A 16981-nucleotide genomic window follows, 5' to 3' on the forward strand; every position below is an offset into this window, starting at 1 on the left:
TCGCTGCACCGCAATAGCGCCACTTTACCGCATCCGGGTAATGTCCCTGCAATGTCCTTTCCCCCGAGCAGGTAGACGCATGCGCAACGGTACCCTCCTCTACGCCCAGTCCGGCGGTGTTACTGCGGTCATCAACGCCACGGCGGCTGCGGTGATCGAGCAGGCGCGGGCCAAGGGCATCAAGGTCCTGGCCGCCCGCAACGGCATCCTCGGTGCCCTGCGCGAAGAACTGATCGACACCAGCAGGGAGAGCGCGGCCGCGATCCGCTCGCTGGCCCATACCCCGGGCGGCGCCTTCGGCTCGTGCCGGGTCAAGCTGAAATCGCTGGACGCCGACCGCGCCCGCTACGACCGGCTGCTGGAGGTGCTGCGCGCGCATGACGTGCGCTGGTTCCTCTACAACGGTGGCAACGACTCGGCCGACACCGCGCTGAAGGTTTCGCAGCTGGCCAAGGCCTCCGGCTACGACCTGACCTGCATCGGCGTGCCCAAGACCATCGACAACGACCTGGCAGTGACCGACACCTGCCCCGGTTTCGGCTCGGCGGCCAAGTACACCGCCGTCTCGGTGCGCGAAGCGGCGCTGGACGTGGCGGCGATGGCCGAGACCTCCACCCGCGTTTTCATCTACGAGGCCATGGGCCGCCACGCCGGCTGGCTGGCCGCGGCCGCCGGCTTGGCCGGCAACGGCGATGACGAGGCGCCGCACATCATCCTGCTGCCCGAACGCGCCTATGACGAGGCGGCGTTCCTGGCCAAGGTCAAGGCCGTGGTCGAGCGCGTCGGCTACTGCGTGGTGGTGGCGTCGGAAGGCATCGCCACCGCCGATGGCCGCTTTGTTGCCGACGCCGGCGGCGGCAAGGATTCATTCGGGCACGCGCAGCTGGGCGGCGTGGCCGCGCACCTGGCCGGCCGGGTCAAGGACCAGCTGGGCATGAAGGTGCATTGGGCCCTGCCCGATTACCTGCAGCGCTCGGCCCGCCATCTGGCCAGCAGGACCGACTGGGAGCAGGCGCAGGCGGTTGGCAAGGCTGCGGTGCAGCTGGCGCTCAAGGGCCAGAACGGCGTGATGCCGGTGATCGTGCGCAGCGGCGACGCGCCCTACCGCTGGAAGATCGAAGCGGCGCCGCTGTCGAAGATTGCCAACCATGAAAAGAAGATGCCCGCCGGCTTCATCCGCCGCGACGGCTTCGGCATCACCGCCAAGGCGCGCGCCTACCTGTCGCCGCTGATCAAGGGCGAAGCGCCGCTTCCGTATGGCACCGATGGCCTGCCGAAGTACGTCACCCTGAAGAACGTGGCGGTGAAGCAGAAGCTGCCGGCCTTCGAAGGCTGAGGTGCACCTGCGCCCTGTGCGGAGCACAGGGCGCATTGCGGAGACCACCGAAGCGCCCCACAATCGGGCTCCGGCCCGGGGCAAAGGGGCCGCCGCAAGCCAGATTCGACGCTGCCCGGCCACGTGGCCCGGGCCTGTGCTGCCATTTCACAAGGACTGTAACCATGAAGCACCCGATCCTGATCGCCGCGCTGCTGTGCGGTGCCGCCGCACCCGCCTTCGCTGCGACCTGCGAAAGCAACTTCCAGAAGAAGGGCAACCCCTTCGTCGGCACGACCTTCACTTCATCGGTCACCCATCCGGACCTGACCGTGGCCAGTGCCATCGGCCAGATGCGGGTGATCGCCAAGAACGCCAACATGGACGTCCTCAGCGAGGACGTGGAAGGCGGCTCGATGCTGATCGAAGAGCCGGAATCGTTGGCCCACAAGCCGATCCCGATGATCATCAGTGCCACCTCCGAAGGCGGCCAGGGTACCGTCGGCATGGTGGTGAAGGTCAACAAGGGCGCCATTGCCTCGGCCGATGGCGTGCGCGAAGAAATGTGCAAGCTGCTCAACCAGGTCAAGCCGGGCAAGGCTGGCGAACAGGCGGCCAAGGCCACTCCGCAGGCGTCGGTGGTAACGATCGCCGCCGACCGCTTTGGCTTCCAGCTGCGCAACCAGAACAAGGACAACCCGGCCGCGATCGAGCCGCGCTACAAGGGCAAGACCTACGCCATCACCGGTCGCATCACCACCGTGCTGCGCAGTGGCGGCACCTACAACACCAGCTTCGACCTGCCCAGCGATGGCAGCATCGACTTTGAGCGCGTGGCCATTTCCTGCTCGTTCGCAGCCAACCAGGCCGCGTATGCGCTGGCCCTGCGCCCGCGCGAGAAAGTGACGCTGACCGGCGTGGTCGACAGCTATGACCAGGTGGGACGTGTGTTGTGGTTGAAGGACTGCCGCGGCAACTGATTGCTGCAGGCATGGGGAAAATGCCCGGGTGCGCAGGCGCCCGGGCATTTTCCTTTCCACAGCGGTTCACGCCTGGCGCACGAGCATCGCAGGATGATGGACGCCCCGCCTGGAGATCATCATGGCCTTGCGTGTTGTTCGACTGGGAACGCCACGCCAACCCGGCGAGGGGCTGCGTATCGGTACCGTGCGGCGCCCGCCGCGCGGCGTGCCGCGCAGCGAGTTCGCCCGGCAGGACTGGTACGACGTCTGGTTCCCGACCCTGTCACCCAGCGCGGCACTGGTGAAGCAGGCGCACGAGGCGAAAACGGCCGCCGACTGGAACGCGTTCTTCCGCCACTACAAGGCTGAGATGAAGTCCCCGGATGCGGCCCACGCGCTGGACCTGCTGGCTGCGATGTCGCAGCACAGCGACCTCAGCGTGGGGTGCTACTGCGAGGATGAGGCGCACTGCCACCGCAAGGCATTGCGCGAGTTGCTGGTAGCGCGGGGAGCGAAGCTGGCCGGAGAATGATGGCGCGCCGCAGTAGATCCACGCCATGCGTGGATGCGGCATCGGTGCCGACCAACGGTCGGCACCCACCTGTATCAATTACAGGCCTTGCCTTCCATCTGCAACTGCGCGGCAAACATCGTCACCTGCGGAATCTGGCCGGTAGCCGCCTGCTTCTTCGCCTCTTCCAGATAGATGCGCGACTGGCCCTGGCCGTCCAGCTCGACCTTGTTGCTCGACGGCAGGCGCCACACCCGCACCACTGCCTGTTGGGCCGGGCACGCCGCGCTCGGCACGCGGATCACATCGTTGAGTTTCCAGCCCTTGTCCGCACTTGGCTGCGCCTTGGTGTAATCGACGAAGCGCGCGCGTGGCTGGCACTGTTCGCTGGTCCGCACCGGCGCAAAGCGATACGGCTCGGCCGCCTGGCCGGTGAAGGCACCTTCCAGGCGCGCGCAGGCCTCGGGGATCTGCCGCAGGGTGTGCACTGCGCCCACTGCCTGGGGAGCGCCCACGGCGCGCTGCAGCTCCGGGGTTTCCGCGGCGAATGCCGGCACGGCCGGGACCAGGGCGGCAAGCATCAACAGGGACAGGCGCATGTGGGATCTCCTACGGGACTGTGCGCAGGCTTGCAGAGACTGGCTTAACGGGGCGCAAAGGCCTGATGGCTCTCGAATCGTGCCCATGGCCCGGCGGCAGGGCCCGCGCGCATGGCGATGCGTTCCGTCTTGAGGGCGCCCACAGGATCACGAGGTGCGGCTCGTAGAGGCCAGTCGAGCATGGCTCGACTCTACAAGTGGCGGCACGCATACTGCGGGCACCAGGGAATGCTGAACACCGCCATACGTCGGACGACCGCCAAGGTCGGTACGGGTTGGTTCCAGGCTGCAGCCCGTCGTCCCCCTCGTGGTGCCGTTCATCGCCACTGGATGCCTACATCCATTCTGCGGAGGGGTCTAATGCTGGAACGTCACGGGCTTTCATTGGCGCTGGGCTGCGCCATTCTCGCGATCCTGTTCGGAATCGTCTCGGCGCGCTGGATCCTGCGCCAACCCACCGGCAATGAGCGCATGGTCGCGATCGCCACCGCGATCCAGGAAGGTGCGCGTGCCTACCTCAACCGCCAGTACCTGACCATCGGCATCGCCGGCGTGGTGCTGTTCGTGCTGGTCGGCGTGTTCCTCAGCTGGTATACCGCGATTGGATTCGCGGTCGGCGCGGTGCTGTCCGGCGCCGCCGGCTACATCGGCATGAACGTGTCGGTGCGCGCCAACGTGCGCACCGCGGAGGCTGCGCGCCATGGCATCAGTGCGGCGATGGACGTCGCCTTCCGCGGCGGTGCGATCACCGGCATGCTGGTGGTCGGCCTGGGCCTGCTGGGTGTGGCCGGCTATTACGCACTGCTGCTGCGGATGGGCCTGCCGATGGAACAGGCGCTGCACGCGCTGGTCGGTCTGGCGTTCGGTTCGTCGCTGATCTCGATCTTCGCGCGTCTGGGCGGTGGCATCTTCACCAAGGGCGCCGACGTCGGCGCCGATCTGGTCGGCAAGGTGGAAGCCGGCATTCCCGAGGATGACCCGCGCAACCCGGCGGTGATCGCCGACAACGTCGGTGACAACGTCGGCGACTGCGCCGGCATGGCCGCCGACCTGTTCGAGACCTATGCGGTCACCGTCATCGCAACGATGCTGCTGGGCAGCCTGATGCTGGCCGAGGCGGGCGCCAATGCCGTGCTGTATCCGCTGGTGCTGGGCGGTGTGTCGATCATCGCCTCGATCATCGGTGCGCTGTTCGTCAAGGTGAAGCCTGGCGGCTCGATCATGGGCGCGCTGTACAAGGGCGTGATCGTCTCCGGCGTGCTGGCCGCGATCGCGTTCTACCCGATCACCACCGGGCTGATGAGTGACAACGTACATGGACCGATGCCACTGTACGGCTGCGCGTTGATCGGCCTGGTCCTGACCGGGCTGATCGTGTGGATCACCGAGTACTACACCGGCACTCAGTACAAGCCGGTGCAACACGTGGCGCAGGCCTCGACCACCGGGCACGGCACCAACATCATCGCCGGCCTCGGCATCTCGATGAAGTCCACTGCACTGCCGGTGGTGGCGGTGTGTGCTGCGATCTGGGGTGCGTTCGCGCTGGGTGGCCTGTATGGCATCGCCATCGCCGCCACCGCGATGCTGTCGATGGCTGGCATGATCGTCGCGCTCGATGCCTACGGACCGATCACCGACAACGCCGGCGGCATCGCCGAAATGGCCGAGCTGCCCTCGGAGATCCGCGACATCACCGATCCGCTGGATGCGGTGGGCAATACCACCAAGGCAGTGACCAAGGGCTATGCGATCGGCTCGGCTGCACTGGCCGCACTGGTGCTGTTCGCCGACTACACCCACAACCTGCAGGCCGCCAACCCCGGCCAGGAATTCCGCTTCGACCTCAGCGACCACACGGTGATCATCGGCCTGCTGATCGGGGGCCTGATTCCCTACCTGTTCGGTGCGATGGCGATGGAAGCGGTCGGTCGTGCGGCGGGGGCAGTGGTGGAAGAGGTGCGGCGCCAGTTCCGCGAGATCCCCGGCATCATGCAGGGCACCGGCAAGCCGCAGTACGACAAGGCGGTGGACATGCTGACCCGCTCGGCGATCCGCGAAATGATCGTGCCCTCGCTGCTGCCGGTGGTGGTGCCGGTGGTGGTCGGCCTGCTGCTGGGGCCGCGCGCACTCGGCGGTCTACTCATCGGCACGATCGTAACCGGCCTGTTCGTGGCCATCTCGATGACCACCGGCGGCGGCGCCTGGGACAACGCCAAGAAGTACATCGAGGACGGCCACTTCGGCGGCAAGGGTAGCGAGGCACACAAGGCGGCCGTGACCGGCGACACCGTCGGTGACCCGTACAAGGACACCGCTGGCCCGGCGATCAATCCGCTGATCAAGATCATCAACATCGTGGCGCTGCTGCTGGTGCCTCTGTTGTAGATCCACGCCATGCATGAACCCGTAGCGTCGAGCAGGCTCGACGCTACGGCCGCGACCGCCTCATCCATCGGATGACAAGCAGCACCACGACGATCATCCAGCAGGCGTGGATCGGCCGGTCCCAGCCATCGAAGAGGCTGAGCGGGCTGCCGATGAAAGCGAGCGAAGCCAGCCACGCACACAGTGCGCCGGGCAGCCACGCGCCACGCCAGATGCAGAAGGCGGCGAACACCAGCAAGGGCCAGGCGAAGATGATCGCCGGCGTGAACGGTGCCAGCGAAAGCACGGCCAGGCATGCAGCCAGCAACACGCTGCACCAGGCCAGCACCCGTAACGTCCGTGTCGTCATGCCAACCTCCGCGCGTCCATTGACGGTCGTGCGCGAGCATAACGCCTGCGCGCTGCCTTGAACTCCGGCTCGGGTCAGAGCCCTGTCCTGCGGAAAGGGATCCGACCCCGATGGCGGTCAGCGCCCGCGCAGGAAGAATGACACCGGCACCATCACCTGCACCGGGCCGCCAGGCACCTCGGCCGGCGGCGCCGGGACCGGGCTGGCCCGCTGCACGGTGTCCAGCGTCTCCTGGTCGAGCAACGCGAAGCCGCTGCTGCGGCCCAGCACCACCGCCGAAACCACACCGTCGCGGGCCACGGCAAAACGCACGTAGACCACGCCCTGCTGACGCAGCCGCTCGGCCTGGCGTGGATAGCGCCGGTGCTTCTGCAGATGCCCGAGCAGGCGCCCCTCCCAGGTGGCCTCGGCGCGACTGCGCTCGCCGGCGGTGGTCTGCGGTGCGGTGTAGCGTGCGGCCGCGTCGGCCGCCACCTGCGGCGGTGCGCTGGTCTGCGCGACATTGGCCTCGGCGGTGTCCGGCGAGGGCGTCGGCTCCGGCGTACGCGGCGGTGGCAGGTCACCCTGCGGCTGCACCGGTGCCTTGGGTTGCTCACGCAGGGCCGGTTTCGGCGCCTGTCGCTGCTGTTGCTGTTGCAGCGGCCCAGTGGCAACCTCGCGCGGCGGCACCGGAGGCGCCTGTGCCATCGGCGCCAGCTCCAGCATCAATGCAGCGGGCGGCGCTGCGGCGGCCACCGCCGGTGCGCGCGCCGCCCACCAGCAGGCCACGCTGACCAGCAACGCATGCACCAGCAGCACGATCGCCAGGCTGGTCGCCCAGCGCCGCAGTCCGCTCATCGCGCGCCCTGCTCCAGTCCAACCAGTGCCACCTTCAGGTAGCCCGCCGCACGCAGCGCATCCAGCGTTGCCATCAGTTCACCGTAAGGCACGCGGGTATCGGCACGCAGGAACAGGCGTTGCGAGGTGTCACCGTGGGTGGCTACCTGCAATGCAGCGGCCAGCCCGTCACGCGCCACCGCCTGCTCGCCCACGCGCAGCGACAGATCGGCCTGCACGGTCACATACACCGGCGCCTGTTCGGGCGGCGTGGCACTGGCGCTGCTGGCCGGCAGCTGCACCGGCACTGATACGGTGGCCAGCGGTGCGGCTACCATGAAGATGATCAGCAGCACCAGCATCACATCGATGAAGGGCGTGACGTTGATCTCGTGTGCTTCTTCCGGTGCGTCGTCGCGGTCGGACCCGGTCCTGATCGCCATCGTCGCGCCTCAGTGCACCGCGCGCAGCGGTGCCGCTGCGGCACGCGGCGCGGCACGATCAAGATCGCGCGAAACCAGCTGCTGCACGGCCGCCGACAGATCGCCGAGCAGGCCCCGCAGGCCGGCCAACACGCGGCTGAAATGGTTGTAGACCAGTACCGCGGGAATCGCCGCGACCAGGCCGAGTGCGGTCGCCAGCAAGGCCTCGGCGATGCCGGGCGCAACCACCGCCAGGTGGGTGGTGTTGCTGTGTGCGATGCCGATGAAACTGTTCATGATGCCCCACACCGTGCCGAACAGGCCGACGAAGGGCGCCACCGCGCCGATGCTGGCGAGTACACCGATGCCGCGCCGCTGCACGCGCGCGGTCTCCAGTTCGATGCGGTCCAGGCGCGAGGCGATGCGTTCCTTGATGCCGTCGCGACTATCCAGATCCTGCGACAGGCGCAGTTCGGTGCGGGCGGCGTCCAGCATGGCGAGTGCGGTGCCCTGCTGCAGACTTGCCTCTCCGCTCTGCGGCGGCAGCTGTGCCGACTGCAGCAACAGCGCGCGCGCCGCGCGCAGCTGCCGGGCCTGGCGGGTCAGCTCCCAGCCCTTGGCCAACAGCACGGTCCAGGTGGACAGCGACGCCAGTGCCAGCGCGATCATCACGGCCTTCACCACCACGTCGGCGGCCAGGTACATGCCCCACGGGGTCAATGCGGGGGCGGCCACGGGGGCCAGGTCAGCAGGCAGCATCATCTCGGCTTCCATCAGCATCAGGGGTCGCTGCGCGACTACGGGCCGCGCGCGGATCATTGGCGTCGTCCACTTCCACGACCGGATGGGGCTCCAGCCGGGGGGCCGGTCGGCTCAGCACGTAGCCGGCGCTGACCGCGAAGAACAGGCCCACGCCCAACAGCAGGCGCCAGGACGGATGCGCGCCCCAGCAGAACAGGGCAAAGCCCAGCGCCATGCCGGCACTGGCAAACGCCTTGCCCTTGCGCGATACCGCGCCCTGCTCGCGCCACAACCGCAGCGACGGGCCGTAGCGCGGATGCGCCAACAGGCACTGCTCGAACTTCGGCGAGCTGCGCGCGAAGCAGCCCACGGCCAGGATCAGGAAGATGGTGGTCGGCATCACCGGCAGCAACGCGCCGATCACCCCGAGCCCGACCATCAGCCAGCCCAGCGCGAACCAGAGCCAGCGCATCAGCGCTGCACCTGTGGGCGCGCGCCGCGCATCAGGCGAATTCCACTTCGACGTGGCCGTGCACGCTGCGGAACGCGGCGTCGGCGGCATCGATCACCTGCTGCTCCTGCTCGACACTCAGCGGTACCGCGTCCAGCGCAGCGGTGAACTCACGCCAGTGGCGCGCCGCGCCATCCGGATGCGCGGCCAGGTGGCGGGCGCCAAAATCACGGTCCAGGCCGAGCCTGGCGGCCATCTTGTACAGAATGGTGCCGCCCAGGTTGGAGCCTTCAGCCACGTACAGCCACCCCAACGCGGCGGGCAGTTCCAGATCGGACGGCAACGCCGCGATGTCAGCCCCCGGCAGGGTCTGCTCCAGGTCCTGCAGGTCGCGCGCGACCTGGGTCAGGCGGCGGCGCTCGCCCAGGTCCGGCAGCAGTGCGTCCAGCGCAGGGTTGGCATACAGCGCATCGATGCTGCGGTGGAACCGATACTGCACGCGCAGGAAACGGGCGAAATTGCTGCGGTCGGCGAAGATGTCGCCGGCCATGATGCGCTTGTCCAGGGCACCGTGGCTGTCGCGGGTGGCGGCCTTGAGCCGCAGGCTGCGGCTTTCTTCAGGGGCGATGTGTGCGTTCATGGGGGATGCCAAGGGGGTCGTCCTGCTGTAGACGTTTGCCACGGGGCTTTCCCCAAGGCTATGTGCGCCGATAATGGCGCATCCCTTCTTACCGCAGGAACCGACGATGATCACCACCGAACCGCGCATGACCAACCTGTTCCTGCAGCTGGGCCTGGACGCCAGCGCCGAGGGCATCGCCCGCTTCATCCGCGAGCACCAGCTGGCCACCGATGTGGAAGTGGTCGAGGCGCCGTACTGGAACGATGCGCAGCGCCAGTTCCTGTCCGAGTCGCTGCAGGCCGATGCGGCATGGACCACCGTGGTGGACGAGCTGAACGAGTCGCTGCACGAAGATGCGGTGAAGGCCGCGACCGGGCTGTAAGTAGACGCCGGGCGTGGCGGGGCGCTGGCGATTGCACGGCGGAAGCGGTGCGGACCAAGGTCCGCACCCACCGAGGGCGGTCCGACCCCACCGCTCATACGCGACCGATCAGTACTTCCAGGTCAACGCCAGCCGCGCGGTGCGGCCCGGGGCCGGCATCACGCCCAGGGCCAGCGGGTCCAGGTAGTAACGATCGGTCAGGTTGTCCACGCCGGCTTCCACCGAGAGCTGGTCGTTGAAGCTCCAGCTGGCGAACAGGTCCACCAGCGTGGTTGGCCGGTACAGCTGCTGGATCGCCGACAGGCCTACGTTCCAGTCCTTGTCCAGCTTGCTGATCGGGCCGGCGTTGTGGACCACGCGGGTGCCGAAGGTCAGGCGCTCCTCGAACAGGCGCGAGCCCAGGGTCAGGTTGACCATGTAGCGCGGCGGGTTCTGGGTATTGGTGTACGAGCCCTCGAAGCCGCCGTCCACGCAGTCGGGCGTGTTGGCCAGCTCGCCGTTCCTGCGTTGCGCCCCGTAGGCACGGCGCTCGGCGGCGATGTCCGGCGCGCAGGTCTTGGCCTTGAAGTAGTAGTGCGCGGACAGATCGGCAAATACCTTGCCGCTGTCATAGCTGGACTGGAACTCCATGCCCGAGACCTTGAACTGGTCGACGTTTCGGATCAGGCCCGCCGACAGCGTGCGGTAGTCACGGGTGATCAGGTCGTCGATGCGGGTATCGAAGTACGCCAGCTTCAGCGCCAGGCGGTCGCCGGCGGCGAACAGGTCGTAGCGGATGGTGCTGGCGCCGATTTCCCAGCTGCGCGCGCGCTCCGGCTTCAACTCGCCCACTGGCTTGGCGGCGGTGAACAGGCCCAGCGTGGTCTCGAACAGGCTCGGCAGCTTGGTGCCTTCGGCGTACTTCACGTAGACCATGGTGTCTTCGCTGAAGCGGTAGGCCACGCTGGCGGTCGGCGAGAACGCAGTGTCACGGCGGCGGATCGGCTGCGACCACGTCCAGCTGACCGGCACTTCCAGGTCCTGCGCCTTGCCGGCGTCGTAGAAGTTCCAGCCACCGATGTCGGCCACCGTGCCCTTCTTGTACGGTGAGGCCAGCAGCGATTCCTGGGTGAAGTTGCCGTTGGCATCCGGATACCAGTTCAGCAGCGCGATGCGCTTGGCCCGCCACGACGGCAGCGCCGGGTTGCCATTGAGCAGTTCGGTGTAGCGGTACTGGCCCTGCACCTCATAGGCATCGGGCGTGGCCAGGCGGTTGCGGTCGTGCACGTCCACGAGGTTCCAGCGGCCGCCGGCCAGCAGTTCCCAGTGCTCATCGGGCTGCCACTTCAGCGAGGCCACGGCACTGTATTCCTTGCGCTCGGCATTGCGCAGGAAACGGTTGTTGACCAGGTCATCGTGCATGACCGGCCCCGAACTGCCCGGCGCGATGTCTTCGTCGCTGTAGGACAGGCCGTAGTCGAGGGTGAACGCACCGGCGCGGGTATCGAACTTCGAGGTGTTGCTGGCATCCAGGCCGAAGCGCTTCTGTCGCAGCGGATTGCGGTAGGCATCCTTGTAGCCGGGGTCGCCGCTGAAGCTGGGCGCGTCATACCACTCGGTGCGGCGGTCGAAGTACCACGGGGTGATGCCGGTCAGACTGTTGTACATCACGCTGTCGGTATCGGTGTATGTGGCGTTGACACGCAGGTCGACCAGATCGCTGTCCGGATTGAAGCGGTAGCGCAGGGTGTAGCTGTCCATGTCGACATGGCCCGGGTCCCACTGCGGAATGCGATCGCGGTCGACGCGGATGATCTGCGACGCCATGATCTCGCCGGCGGTGCCTTCGTAGCGACGGTATCCGGCTTCCAGCGTCTGCGCGTCATCGATGCGCCAGGTGCCCTTGAGCAGCGCCGACTTCGAACGCGACGAGGTATTGAAGACCTCGGTACGCGGCGGGTTCAGCGGTGCCAGAGTGCGCCGGGTCTGCGGGAAGTCGTCGTAGCCGTGCTTGCCAGAGAAGTAGTTTCCATTGTCGCGGTAGGCGTAGGCAGCAACCAGATCGAAGTGGTCCCAGTGACCGGCTGCAGCGACGTTGAAGAACTGGCTGCCGGTGGCGCTGCGGTCGGAACGTGGCGCGGCGCTGTAGGACGGCAGGTTGTTGGCGCTGGCGTTGGCCAGGCCGCCACGCACGCGTACGCCGAAGTCGCGCCCCTCGCGCAGCACGTCATCGATTTTCAGCGTCTCCATCTCGACCACGCCGCCGATGCCACCGGAGGCATTGGCCTGCAGGCTCGGGCCCTTGGTGATGGTCAGGCTGGAAATCAGGTCCGGGTCGAGGTAGGTGCGCTGCGATTGGCCGGCATAGCCACGGTAGGTATCCATGCTGGACTGGCCGCCGTCGATGATCACCGGCACGCGGCCCTGGCCCTGGATGCCGCGGATGTTGACGTCGAAGCCGTTGCCAACGCGCGGATCGCCGGCGGTGACACCGGCCACGCCCTTGACGATGTCGCCGTTGGAGGTGCCACGGAAGCGCTCCAAGTGCGTGCGGTTGAGCGTGGTGATGGAACCGACGCCGCGATAGCTGTCGAGCAGGCGTGCCTCGTCGCTGCCCGCGCCACTGTCGACGCGGTCGCCGGCCACGCTGAGCGTGTCGGTGACGATCACGCCGCTGTCGGCCTGCACCGGCATCGCCGCTTCCAGAGTGACTGCATCTGCGCTGACCCGGCGCACCGCCAGGCCACTGCCCTGCAACAGCTGCTGCAGCGCCTCGTTGGCCGGCAGGCTGCCCTTGACCGCACGCGAGGTTACGCCCTGGGCCAGGGTGGCCGGATACACGACCTGCACGCCGGACTGGCGCATATAGCTGCGCAGCGCTTCTTCCAGCGGCTGCGCTGGAATGTCGAAGCGCTGCACGGCAGCGTGGTTGCCGGTGGCGCTCTGTGCCAGCACGGACGGTGCGGCGCTGGCCAGGCCGGCGGCCAGCAGGGCGATGCACAGGCGGGACGGGCGCAGCGCGCGGCCCGGGCGGTGGGAGTCGAACATGGGGAACCTGTCAGGTAATCGGTGCCGCAGGCGCGGCGTCATCCGCAACACAGGCGGACACGGCGACGTACGTGGCGGCGGCGGGTACGTTCGCGGAGTAAGACGGATGAAAGCGTGGCAACCCCAAGGGGATTTGCAGTCGAAGCAGGTGCCGACGGTTGCGTGGCTGGTTGTAGTGGTGGGTGCCGACCGTTGGTCGGCACCGGGGCATTGGCGTGGATCTACCGATGGACGATGGCGACGCCTAGCGGCAGCCGGGTCACCTGCAATCCAGCCGTCGCGGCCAGCGCATCCAGCGCCTGTTCCGGGCGGTCGATGCGCAACGCCGCGCTTACCGCCGGCAGCTGCGATAGATCGCCGCGCACGAAGGTCGGGCCGGCGCGATAACGCCCCACCCATTGCACGGCGTCGGCGACGCTGGCCTGCTCCAGCAGCAGCTCGCCCTGCCGCCACGCGCCGACGCTGTCGGCAGCCACATCCCGCAGGCGCGTCACGCCGCTGTGCTCGCCATAGACCGCACGCTGGCCCACCTGCAGATAAGTCCAGCCACCGTCGGCCGGGCTGGCCACGCGCACCCTGCCCTGCCCGACCTGGGTTTCAACCTGGTCATCGCCGCGCGCGACGGTGAACGCGGTCGAGATGTCCTCGATCACGCCGTTGCCCGCACGCACGCTGAAACGTCGCTGCGCATCCGGGCTGACCTCGAACCAGGCACGCCCACGCAGCAGCTCGATCTCGCGTGCATGTGCATTGAAGCGCACGGTAATCGCACTGTCCGCATCCAGCACTGCGCGGCTGCCATCGGGCAATTGCACGTTCTGCGCGACGTGCGTGCTGCGATGGTCGGCCTGCAGCCGCAACCAGGCCTCCGGCCATGCCACCAGCATCGCCAGCGCGGCTGCAGCGGCCATCGCCCAGCGCATTCGATGCGGCCGCGGGCGTTCGGCGGGCTGGACCTGCGGGCGTGGCCCGACACTGCGCCACAGCGCGCGCTCGTGTTCGAAGGCACGGCGGTGCCCGGGTTGTGCCAGCCAGCGCTCGAACTCGCGCATGCGCCCCTCGCCGATGTCACCCGAGGCCAGCCACGCGATCCAGCCCCGGGCCTGTTCGGCCAGGGCATCGTCATTGGCGGCGGGCAGCGTGTTCGGCGGGCTCATCGGCTGGCGGACAGGCGCATTCAAGCGCGGGCGGAGGAACTAGACCGCATCCACGGTCCAGTGATCAAGACGTTCCAGTGAGGGCCAGCCCCAAGCCGGGCCGGTCATCGGCCGCTGCGTGCCCACGCCAGCCGCTGCAGCGCCGTGCGTACATGGTTCTCGACGGTGGTCACCGACACCCCGAGGCGGCGGGCGATCCCGGCCTGGGTCAGGCCCTGCAGGCGGTTGAGCCGGAAGATGGTGCGGGTCGGCTCCGGCAAGTGCCCCGCCGCATCAAGCACCCGCTGCAGCTCGTCCTGTGCCATGGCCTGTTCCTCGGTCGAGATGACCTCGTCCGGCCCCCACAGGTAGTGGTCGGCCAGCAGGCGGTTGCGCCGGGTCGATTCGCGGCCGTGGTCGGTGGCCAGGTTGGCGGCCAGCCGGTACAGATAGGCCCGCGGGTTGTCGATGGCCTGGCTGTCGTCGACCCCACGGGCCTTGAACCACACCGCCTGGATCACATCCTCGGCGCCATTGTCGCCGCCGAGGATGCGCTGCACCCGGCGCAGCAGTGCCGGCCGCTCACGGATCAGCAGTTCGGTAAGGGAGGCGGCATTGGAGGACATGCGCAGAACGGGACGACAGACGGAAGGCGCCGCGCATGCTACTCCGTTAATGAGAATCAGTCACGTTCGCATCAGTGGATGCAGCCGGTCAGCCCGTCATAGGTGCTCTCCGACGTGCCGGGCAACGGATCATGCAGCGGATTACGGGCCGCCAGCGCTGCATGGAAGGCCTCCACCGGGGTGCCAGGCACCAGCGGCAGCGGGCACAGCCAGGTCGGTTGCCGGGCTACGATCGCACCGTCGTTCCGCGACACGGCCAGGTCACTGGCGGCAAATGCCCACAGGCACTCATGCACCGTGCCGCGCACCGCGTCCACCGAACAGCGCAGGCGCAGCGCCCGGATGTCGCTGTACTCACCCTCGCAGAAGGTGTCGCCGCAGATCGCGTCGAACCCGTGCTGCAGACGCCCTTCCAGGGCAAAGAAGCGGTCCCAGTTGGCTTCCTGGTGCGGGTAGTCGATCAGGTCCACGTAGGGAAAAGCGTGGGCGGCGGGCGCGATCAGCAGCGTGCAGAACAGTCCGAGTGACAAGGCGGATGGTTTCATGCGGGAACTCCTCGGGTAGGTACATCCAGACTGCGCGCGCGCGCCACCCGGACCCATCGGTCAACCCCGGCCCGCCGGGTCGGCGCCTTCCTCGCCCTGCCGTCAGCCCCCTCCCCCTGCACAGCGCCCGGCAAAGGCATAAAATGGGGGGCTATCCGTCTATATCCCCCACCTGGAGCACGACCATGGGTCTGGAACTCGTCTCGCCCGGCAAGAACCCGCCGGAAGAAATCAACGTCATCATCGAGATCCCGAAGGACTCGGAGCCGGTGAAGTACGAAGTGGACAAGGAAACCGGCGCGATCTTCGTCGACCGCATCCTGTCCACCCCGATGCGCTACCCCTGCAACTACGGCTACGTGCCGAGCACCCTGTGCGGCGACGGCGATCCGGCCGACGTGCTGGTGGTGCTGCCGCTGCCGCTGGTGCCGGGCTCGGTCGTGCGCTGCCGTCCGGTCGGCGTGCTGAAGATGAGCGATGAGGCGGGCAGCGACGAGAAGATCCTGGCCGTGCCGGTGTCGAAGATCTTCAGTGGCTACGCCCACGTCGAAGACATCGCCCAGGTGTCCAGCCACTGGCTGGAGCGCATCGGCCACTTCTTCGAGCACTACAAGGACCTGGAAAAGGGCAAGTGGGTCAAGCTCGACGGTTGGGGCGGCGCCGCTGAGGCCAAGCAGATCCTGATCGAGGCGCACCAGCGCCATCTCGACAGCAAGGCCTGAGCCTGAACCGGATCGCTCCGGCGGCACCCCGCCGGAGCGATGCGGGTCACGTTTCATGACGACGGCACATCACTCTTGCCGCCGTATTAGGTAAATTGCGTCACTTCACACGTCGTCGACATCCATCGTCGAGACAGCCAGGGGAATGTGTCGTGCGTATTCTGCTTGTTGGGGATGCAGCCAGCCTGCCGGCTGAGCTGACCGAATTCATTGCCGATCTTGGGGAAGACTGGCAGCCGCTGACCGCCACCGATGGCCACACCGCGATGACCGCGGTGGCCACGCAGGGCGTGGATGCGGTGATCGTCTGCCCGCAGCTGCCGGATCTCAATGCCACCACGCTGCTGGGCCAGATCCGGACCTTGCGCCCGGAAACCATCCGCATTGCGCTGGTGGACGCCCAGCACGGCAACCGGCCGCCGCCGGCACGCCTGATCGGCGTGGCCCACCGCTTCCTGCCGTTGCCGCTGGCACCGGAAGTGTTGCTGGAAGCGCTGACCAGCCTGGAAGAGCTGCGTGAAGTGCTGGACAGCCCGCGCCTGCGCGACGCCATCGGCCGTATCGAGAAGCTGCCCTCGCCGCCGCACCTGTACCTGAGCCTGACCCAGGCACTGGAACATGACGACGACGCCGACAGCGCCGACGTCGCCAAGCTGGTGGCCGCTGATCCGGCGATCGCGGCCAAGGTGCTGCAGCTGTCGAACTCGGCGTTCTTCAGCCAGGGCCGCACCATCGCCGACCTGCGCACCGCCGTGACCCGCCTCGGCCTGTCGACGCTGCGCGATCTGGTACTGGCCAGCGAGGTGTTCTCGGCACCGACACTGTCCACGGCCGAGCGCAATTCACTACAGCAGCGCGCCCTGCTCGCCTCGCGGCTGGCGGCACGCCTGCTGCCCGAATCCAGCGCCGAACTGGGCGCGACCGCCGCGCTGCTGGCCGACATCGGCCTGCTGCTGCCCGGCGTGCGCAACGAGCGCAGCGAACCATCGCTGACCGGTGAAACCCGCCCGGGCCACGCCGAAGCCGGTGCCTATCTGCTCGGCCTGTGGGGCCTGCCGATGCCGATCATCGAAGCGGTCGCGTTCCATCTGCAGCCGCAGCGTGCCAATACGCGCAGCTTCTGGGTGACCGGCGCAGTGCACGTGGCACTGGCACTGGTCAATGGTGATCCGGTGGACGAGGACTACCTGCAGCGCGCAGGTGTTCTCAACAGGCTGCCGCAGTGGCGGGAGCATGCCAATGCGTTGATGGGACTGGTACCCAGCGAGGCTTGAGGCACTGCCCAGGGCGAGTTCGCAGGTAATGAAGGGCAGGCCGGATGGCCTGCCTTTTCCGTTGTGCCTGAAGAACCATCCACGCATGGCGTG

At 67.7% G+C, this 16981-nt stretch carries 18 protein-coding genes; 7 read left to right on the top strand and 11 right to left on the bottom strand.

What is annotated here, in order from left to right; genetic code table 11:
* The first annotated feature begins 79 nt into the window (after positions 1-79).
* The 3 genes from G370_RS0119085 to G370_RS0119095 all read left to right on the top strand — a co-directional run bounded on the left by G370_RS0119085 (position 80) and on the right by G370_RS0119095 (position 2809).
* A complete protein-coding gene (locus G370_RS0119085; protein ID WP_019662017.1) occupies positions 80-1336 on the top strand; it encodes a 6-phosphofructokinase in 1257 nt (418 codons plus the stop codon).
* A 164-nt stretch (positions 1337-1500) separates the two neighbouring features.
* Positions 1501-2295: a hypothetical protein gene (locus G370_RS0119090; RefSeq protein WP_019662018.1), complete on the top strand. Its 795-nt coding sequence runs from the start codon at positions 1501-1503 to the stop codon at positions 2293-2295.
* Positions 2296-2416: 121 nt separating this feature from the next.
* Positions 2417-2809, top strand: a complete 393-nt coding sequence (locus G370_RS0119095) for a DUF488 domain-containing protein (RefSeq protein ID WP_019662019.1) — start codon at positions 2417-2419, stop codon at positions 2807-2809.
* Positions 2810-2883: 74 nt separating this feature from the next.
* On the opposite strand, the gene G370_RS0119100 is transcribed toward G370_RS0119095, so the two are convergent.
* Positions 2884-3387: a hypothetical protein gene (locus tag G370_RS0119100; protein WP_019662020.1), complete on the bottom strand. Its 504-nt coding sequence runs from the start codon at positions 3385-3387 to the stop codon at positions 2884-2886.
* A 360-nt stretch (positions 3388-3747) separates the two neighbouring features.
* Between G370_RS0119100 and G370_RS0119105 the strand changes: the two genes are divergently transcribed.
* Positions 3748-5775, top strand: a complete 2028-nt coding sequence (locus G370_RS0119105; RefSeq protein WP_019662021.1) for a sodium-translocating pyrophosphatase — start codon at positions 3748-3750, stop codon at positions 5773-5775.
* A gap of 43 nt (positions 5776-5818) precedes the next feature.
* Here the strand turns inward: G370_RS0119105 and G370_RS0119110 are convergent, their stop codons facing one another.
* The 6 genes from G370_RS0119110 to G370_RS0119135 all read right to left on the bottom strand — a co-directional run bounded on the left by G370_RS0119110 (position 5819) and on the right by G370_RS0119135 (position 9194).
* Positions 5819-6124 (bottom strand): hypothetical protein, encoded by a 306-nt coding sequence (locus G370_RS0119110; protein ID WP_032955541.1) that lies wholly within the window; start codon positions 6122-6124, stop codon positions 5819-5821.
* A gap of 117 nt (positions 6125-6241) precedes the next feature.
* Positions 6242-6961, bottom strand: a complete 720-nt coding sequence (locus G370_RS0119115; RefSeq protein ID WP_019662023.1) for an energy transducer TonB — start codon at positions 6959-6961, stop codon at positions 6242-6244.
* Complete coding sequence (gene exbD, locus G370_RS0119120) at positions 6958-7383, bottom strand: TonB system transport protein ExbD (RefSeq protein ID WP_019662024.1); 426 nt, start codon at positions 7381-7383, stop codon at positions 6958-6960. The genes G370_RS0119115 and exbD overlap by 4 nt, the downstream gene beginning before the upstream one ends.
* 9 nt (positions 7384-7392) lie before the next feature.
* On the bottom strand, positions 7393-8121 hold the full coding sequence (exbB, locus tag G370_RS0119125) for a tonB-system energizer ExbB (protein ID WP_026347268.1): 729 nt from the start codon (positions 8119-8121) through the stop codon (positions 7393-7395).
* Entirely contained in the window at positions 8108-8575 is a 468-nt protein-coding gene (locus tag G370_RS0119130) for a YbaN family protein (protein ID WP_019662026.1), read from the bottom strand. The genes exbB and G370_RS0119130 overlap by 14 nt, the downstream gene beginning before the upstream one ends.
* Before the next feature lie 31 nt (positions 8576-8606).
* Positions 8607-9194 carry a biliverdin-producing heme oxygenase gene (locus G370_RS0119135; RefSeq protein WP_019662027.1) on the bottom strand — a complete coding sequence of 196 codons (588 nt, stop codon included), beginning with the start codon at positions 9192-9194 and terminating at the stop codon, positions 8607-8609.
* 106 nt (positions 9195-9300) lie between these two features.
* Between G370_RS0119135 and G370_RS0119140 the strand changes: the two genes are divergently transcribed.
* Positions 9301-9558, top strand: coding sequence for a DUF2789 domain-containing protein (locus tag G370_RS0119140; RefSeq protein ID WP_006390068.1), 258 nt, complete (start codon positions 9301-9303; stop codon positions 9556-9558).
* Positions 9559-9666: 108 nt separating this feature from the next.
* On the opposite strand, the gene G370_RS0119145 is transcribed toward G370_RS0119140, so the two are convergent.
* From G370_RS0119145 to G370_RS0119160, 4 genes are all read right to left on the bottom strand, one after another.
* Complete coding sequence (locus tag G370_RS0119145; RefSeq protein WP_019662028.1) at positions 9667-12585, bottom strand: TonB-dependent receptor; 2919 nt, start codon at positions 12583-12585, stop codon at positions 9667-9669.
* A 221-nt stretch (positions 12586-12806) separates the two neighbouring features.
* A complete protein-coding gene (locus G370_RS0119150; protein WP_019662029.1) occupies positions 12807-13742 on the bottom strand; it encodes a FecR family protein in 936 nt (311 codons plus the stop codon).
* A 104-nt stretch (positions 13743-13846) separates the two neighbouring features.
* Positions 13847-14347: an RNA polymerase sigma factor gene (locus G370_RS0119155; RefSeq protein ID WP_019662030.1), complete on the bottom strand. Its 501-nt coding sequence runs from the start codon at positions 14345-14347 to the stop codon at positions 13847-13849.
* A gap of 71 nt (positions 14348-14418) precedes the next feature.
* The gene (locus G370_RS0119160) at positions 14419-14892 is read right to left on the bottom strand and encodes a hypothetical protein (protein WP_026347269.1); all 474 of its coding nucleotides are present in this window, start codon (positions 14890-14892) and stop codon (positions 14419-14421) included.
* Positions 14893-15077: 185 nt separating this feature from the next.
* Here G370_RS0119160 and ppa point away from each other — a divergent pair, with 185 nt between their 5' ends.
* Together ppa and G370_RS0119170 are read left to right on the top strand one after the other, a co-directional pair.
* A complete protein-coding gene (gene ppa / locus G370_RS0119165) occupies positions 15078-15614 on the top strand; it encodes an inorganic diphosphatase (RefSeq protein WP_005410935.1) in 537 nt (178 codons plus the stop codon).
* Positions 15615-15766: 152 nt separating this feature from the next.
* Positions 15767-16888 (top strand): HDOD domain-containing protein, encoded by a 1122-nt coding sequence (locus G370_RS0119170; protein WP_019662032.1) that lies wholly within the window; start codon positions 15767-15769, stop codon positions 16886-16888.
* Positions 16889-16981 lie beyond the last annotated feature (93 nt).

This window comes from Stenotrophomonas hibiscicola ATCC 19867 (genome assembly GCF_000382065.1).
Taxonomy (GTDB): domain Bacteria; phylum Pseudomonadota; class Gammaproteobacteria; order Xanthomonadales; family Xanthomonadaceae; genus Stenotrophomonas; species Stenotrophomonas hibiscicola.

Coding starts and splice junctions, on each gene's coding strand:
- G370_RS0119085 (WP_019662017.1), top strand. CDS start 80: ATGCGCAACGGTACCCTCCTCTACGCCCAGTCCGGCGGTGTTACTGCG.
- G370_RS0119090 (WP_019662018.1), top strand. CDS start 1,501: ATGAAGCACCCGATCCTGATCGCCGCGCTGCTGTGCGGTGCCGCCGCA.
- G370_RS0119095 (WP_019662019.1), top strand. CDS start 2,417: ATGGCCTTGCGTGTTGTTCGACTGGGAACGCCACGCCAACCCGGCGAG.
- G370_RS0119100 (WP_019662020.1), bottom strand. CDS start 3,387: ATGCGCCTGTCCCTGTTGATGCTTGCCGCCCTGGTCCCGGCCGTGCCG.
- G370_RS0119105 (WP_019662021.1), top strand. CDS start 3,748: ATGCTGGAACGTCACGGGCTTTCATTGGCGCTGGGCTGCGCCATTCTC.
- G370_RS0119110 (WP_032955541.1), bottom strand. CDS start 6,124: ATGACGACACGGACGTTACGGGTGCTGGCCTGGTGCAGCGTGTTGCTG.
- G370_RS0119115 (WP_019662023.1), bottom strand. CDS start 6,961: ATGAGCGGACTGCGGCGCTGGGCGACCAGCCTGGCGATCGTGCTGCTG.
- exbD (WP_019662024.1), bottom strand. CDS start 7,383: ATGGCGATCAGGACCGGGTCCGACCGCGACGACGCACCGGAAGAAGCA.
- exbB (WP_026347268.1), bottom strand. CDS start 8,121: ATGCTGCCTGCTGACCTGGCCCCCGTGGCCGCCCCCGCATTGACCCCG.
- G370_RS0119130 (WP_019662026.1), bottom strand. CDS start 8,575: ATGCGCTGGCTCTGGTTCGCGCTGGGCTGGCTGATGGTCGGGCTCGGG.
- G370_RS0119135 (WP_019662027.1), bottom strand. CDS start 9,194: ATGAACGCACACATCGCCCCTGAAGAAAGCCGCAGCCTGCGGCTCAAG.
- G370_RS0119140 (WP_006390068.1), top strand. CDS start 9,301: ATGATCACCACCGAACCGCGCATGACCAACCTGTTCCTGCAGCTGGGC.
- G370_RS0119145 (WP_019662028.1), bottom strand. CDS start 12,585: ATGTTCGACTCCCACCGCCCGGGCCGCGCGCTGCGCCCGTCCCGCCTG.
- G370_RS0119150 (WP_019662029.1), bottom strand. CDS start 13,742: ATGAGCCCGCCGAACACGCTGCCCGCCGCCAATGACGATGCCCTGGCC.
- G370_RS0119155 (WP_019662030.1), bottom strand. CDS start 14,347: ATGTCCTCCAATGCCGCCTCCCTTACCGAACTGCTGATCCGTGAGCGG.
- G370_RS0119160 (WP_026347269.1), bottom strand. CDS start 14,892: ATGAAACCATCCGCCTTGTCACTCGGACTGTTCTGCACGCTGCTGATC.
- ppa (WP_005410935.1), top strand. CDS start 15,078: ATGGGTCTGGAACTCGTCTCGCCCGGCAAGAACCCGCCGGAAGAAATC.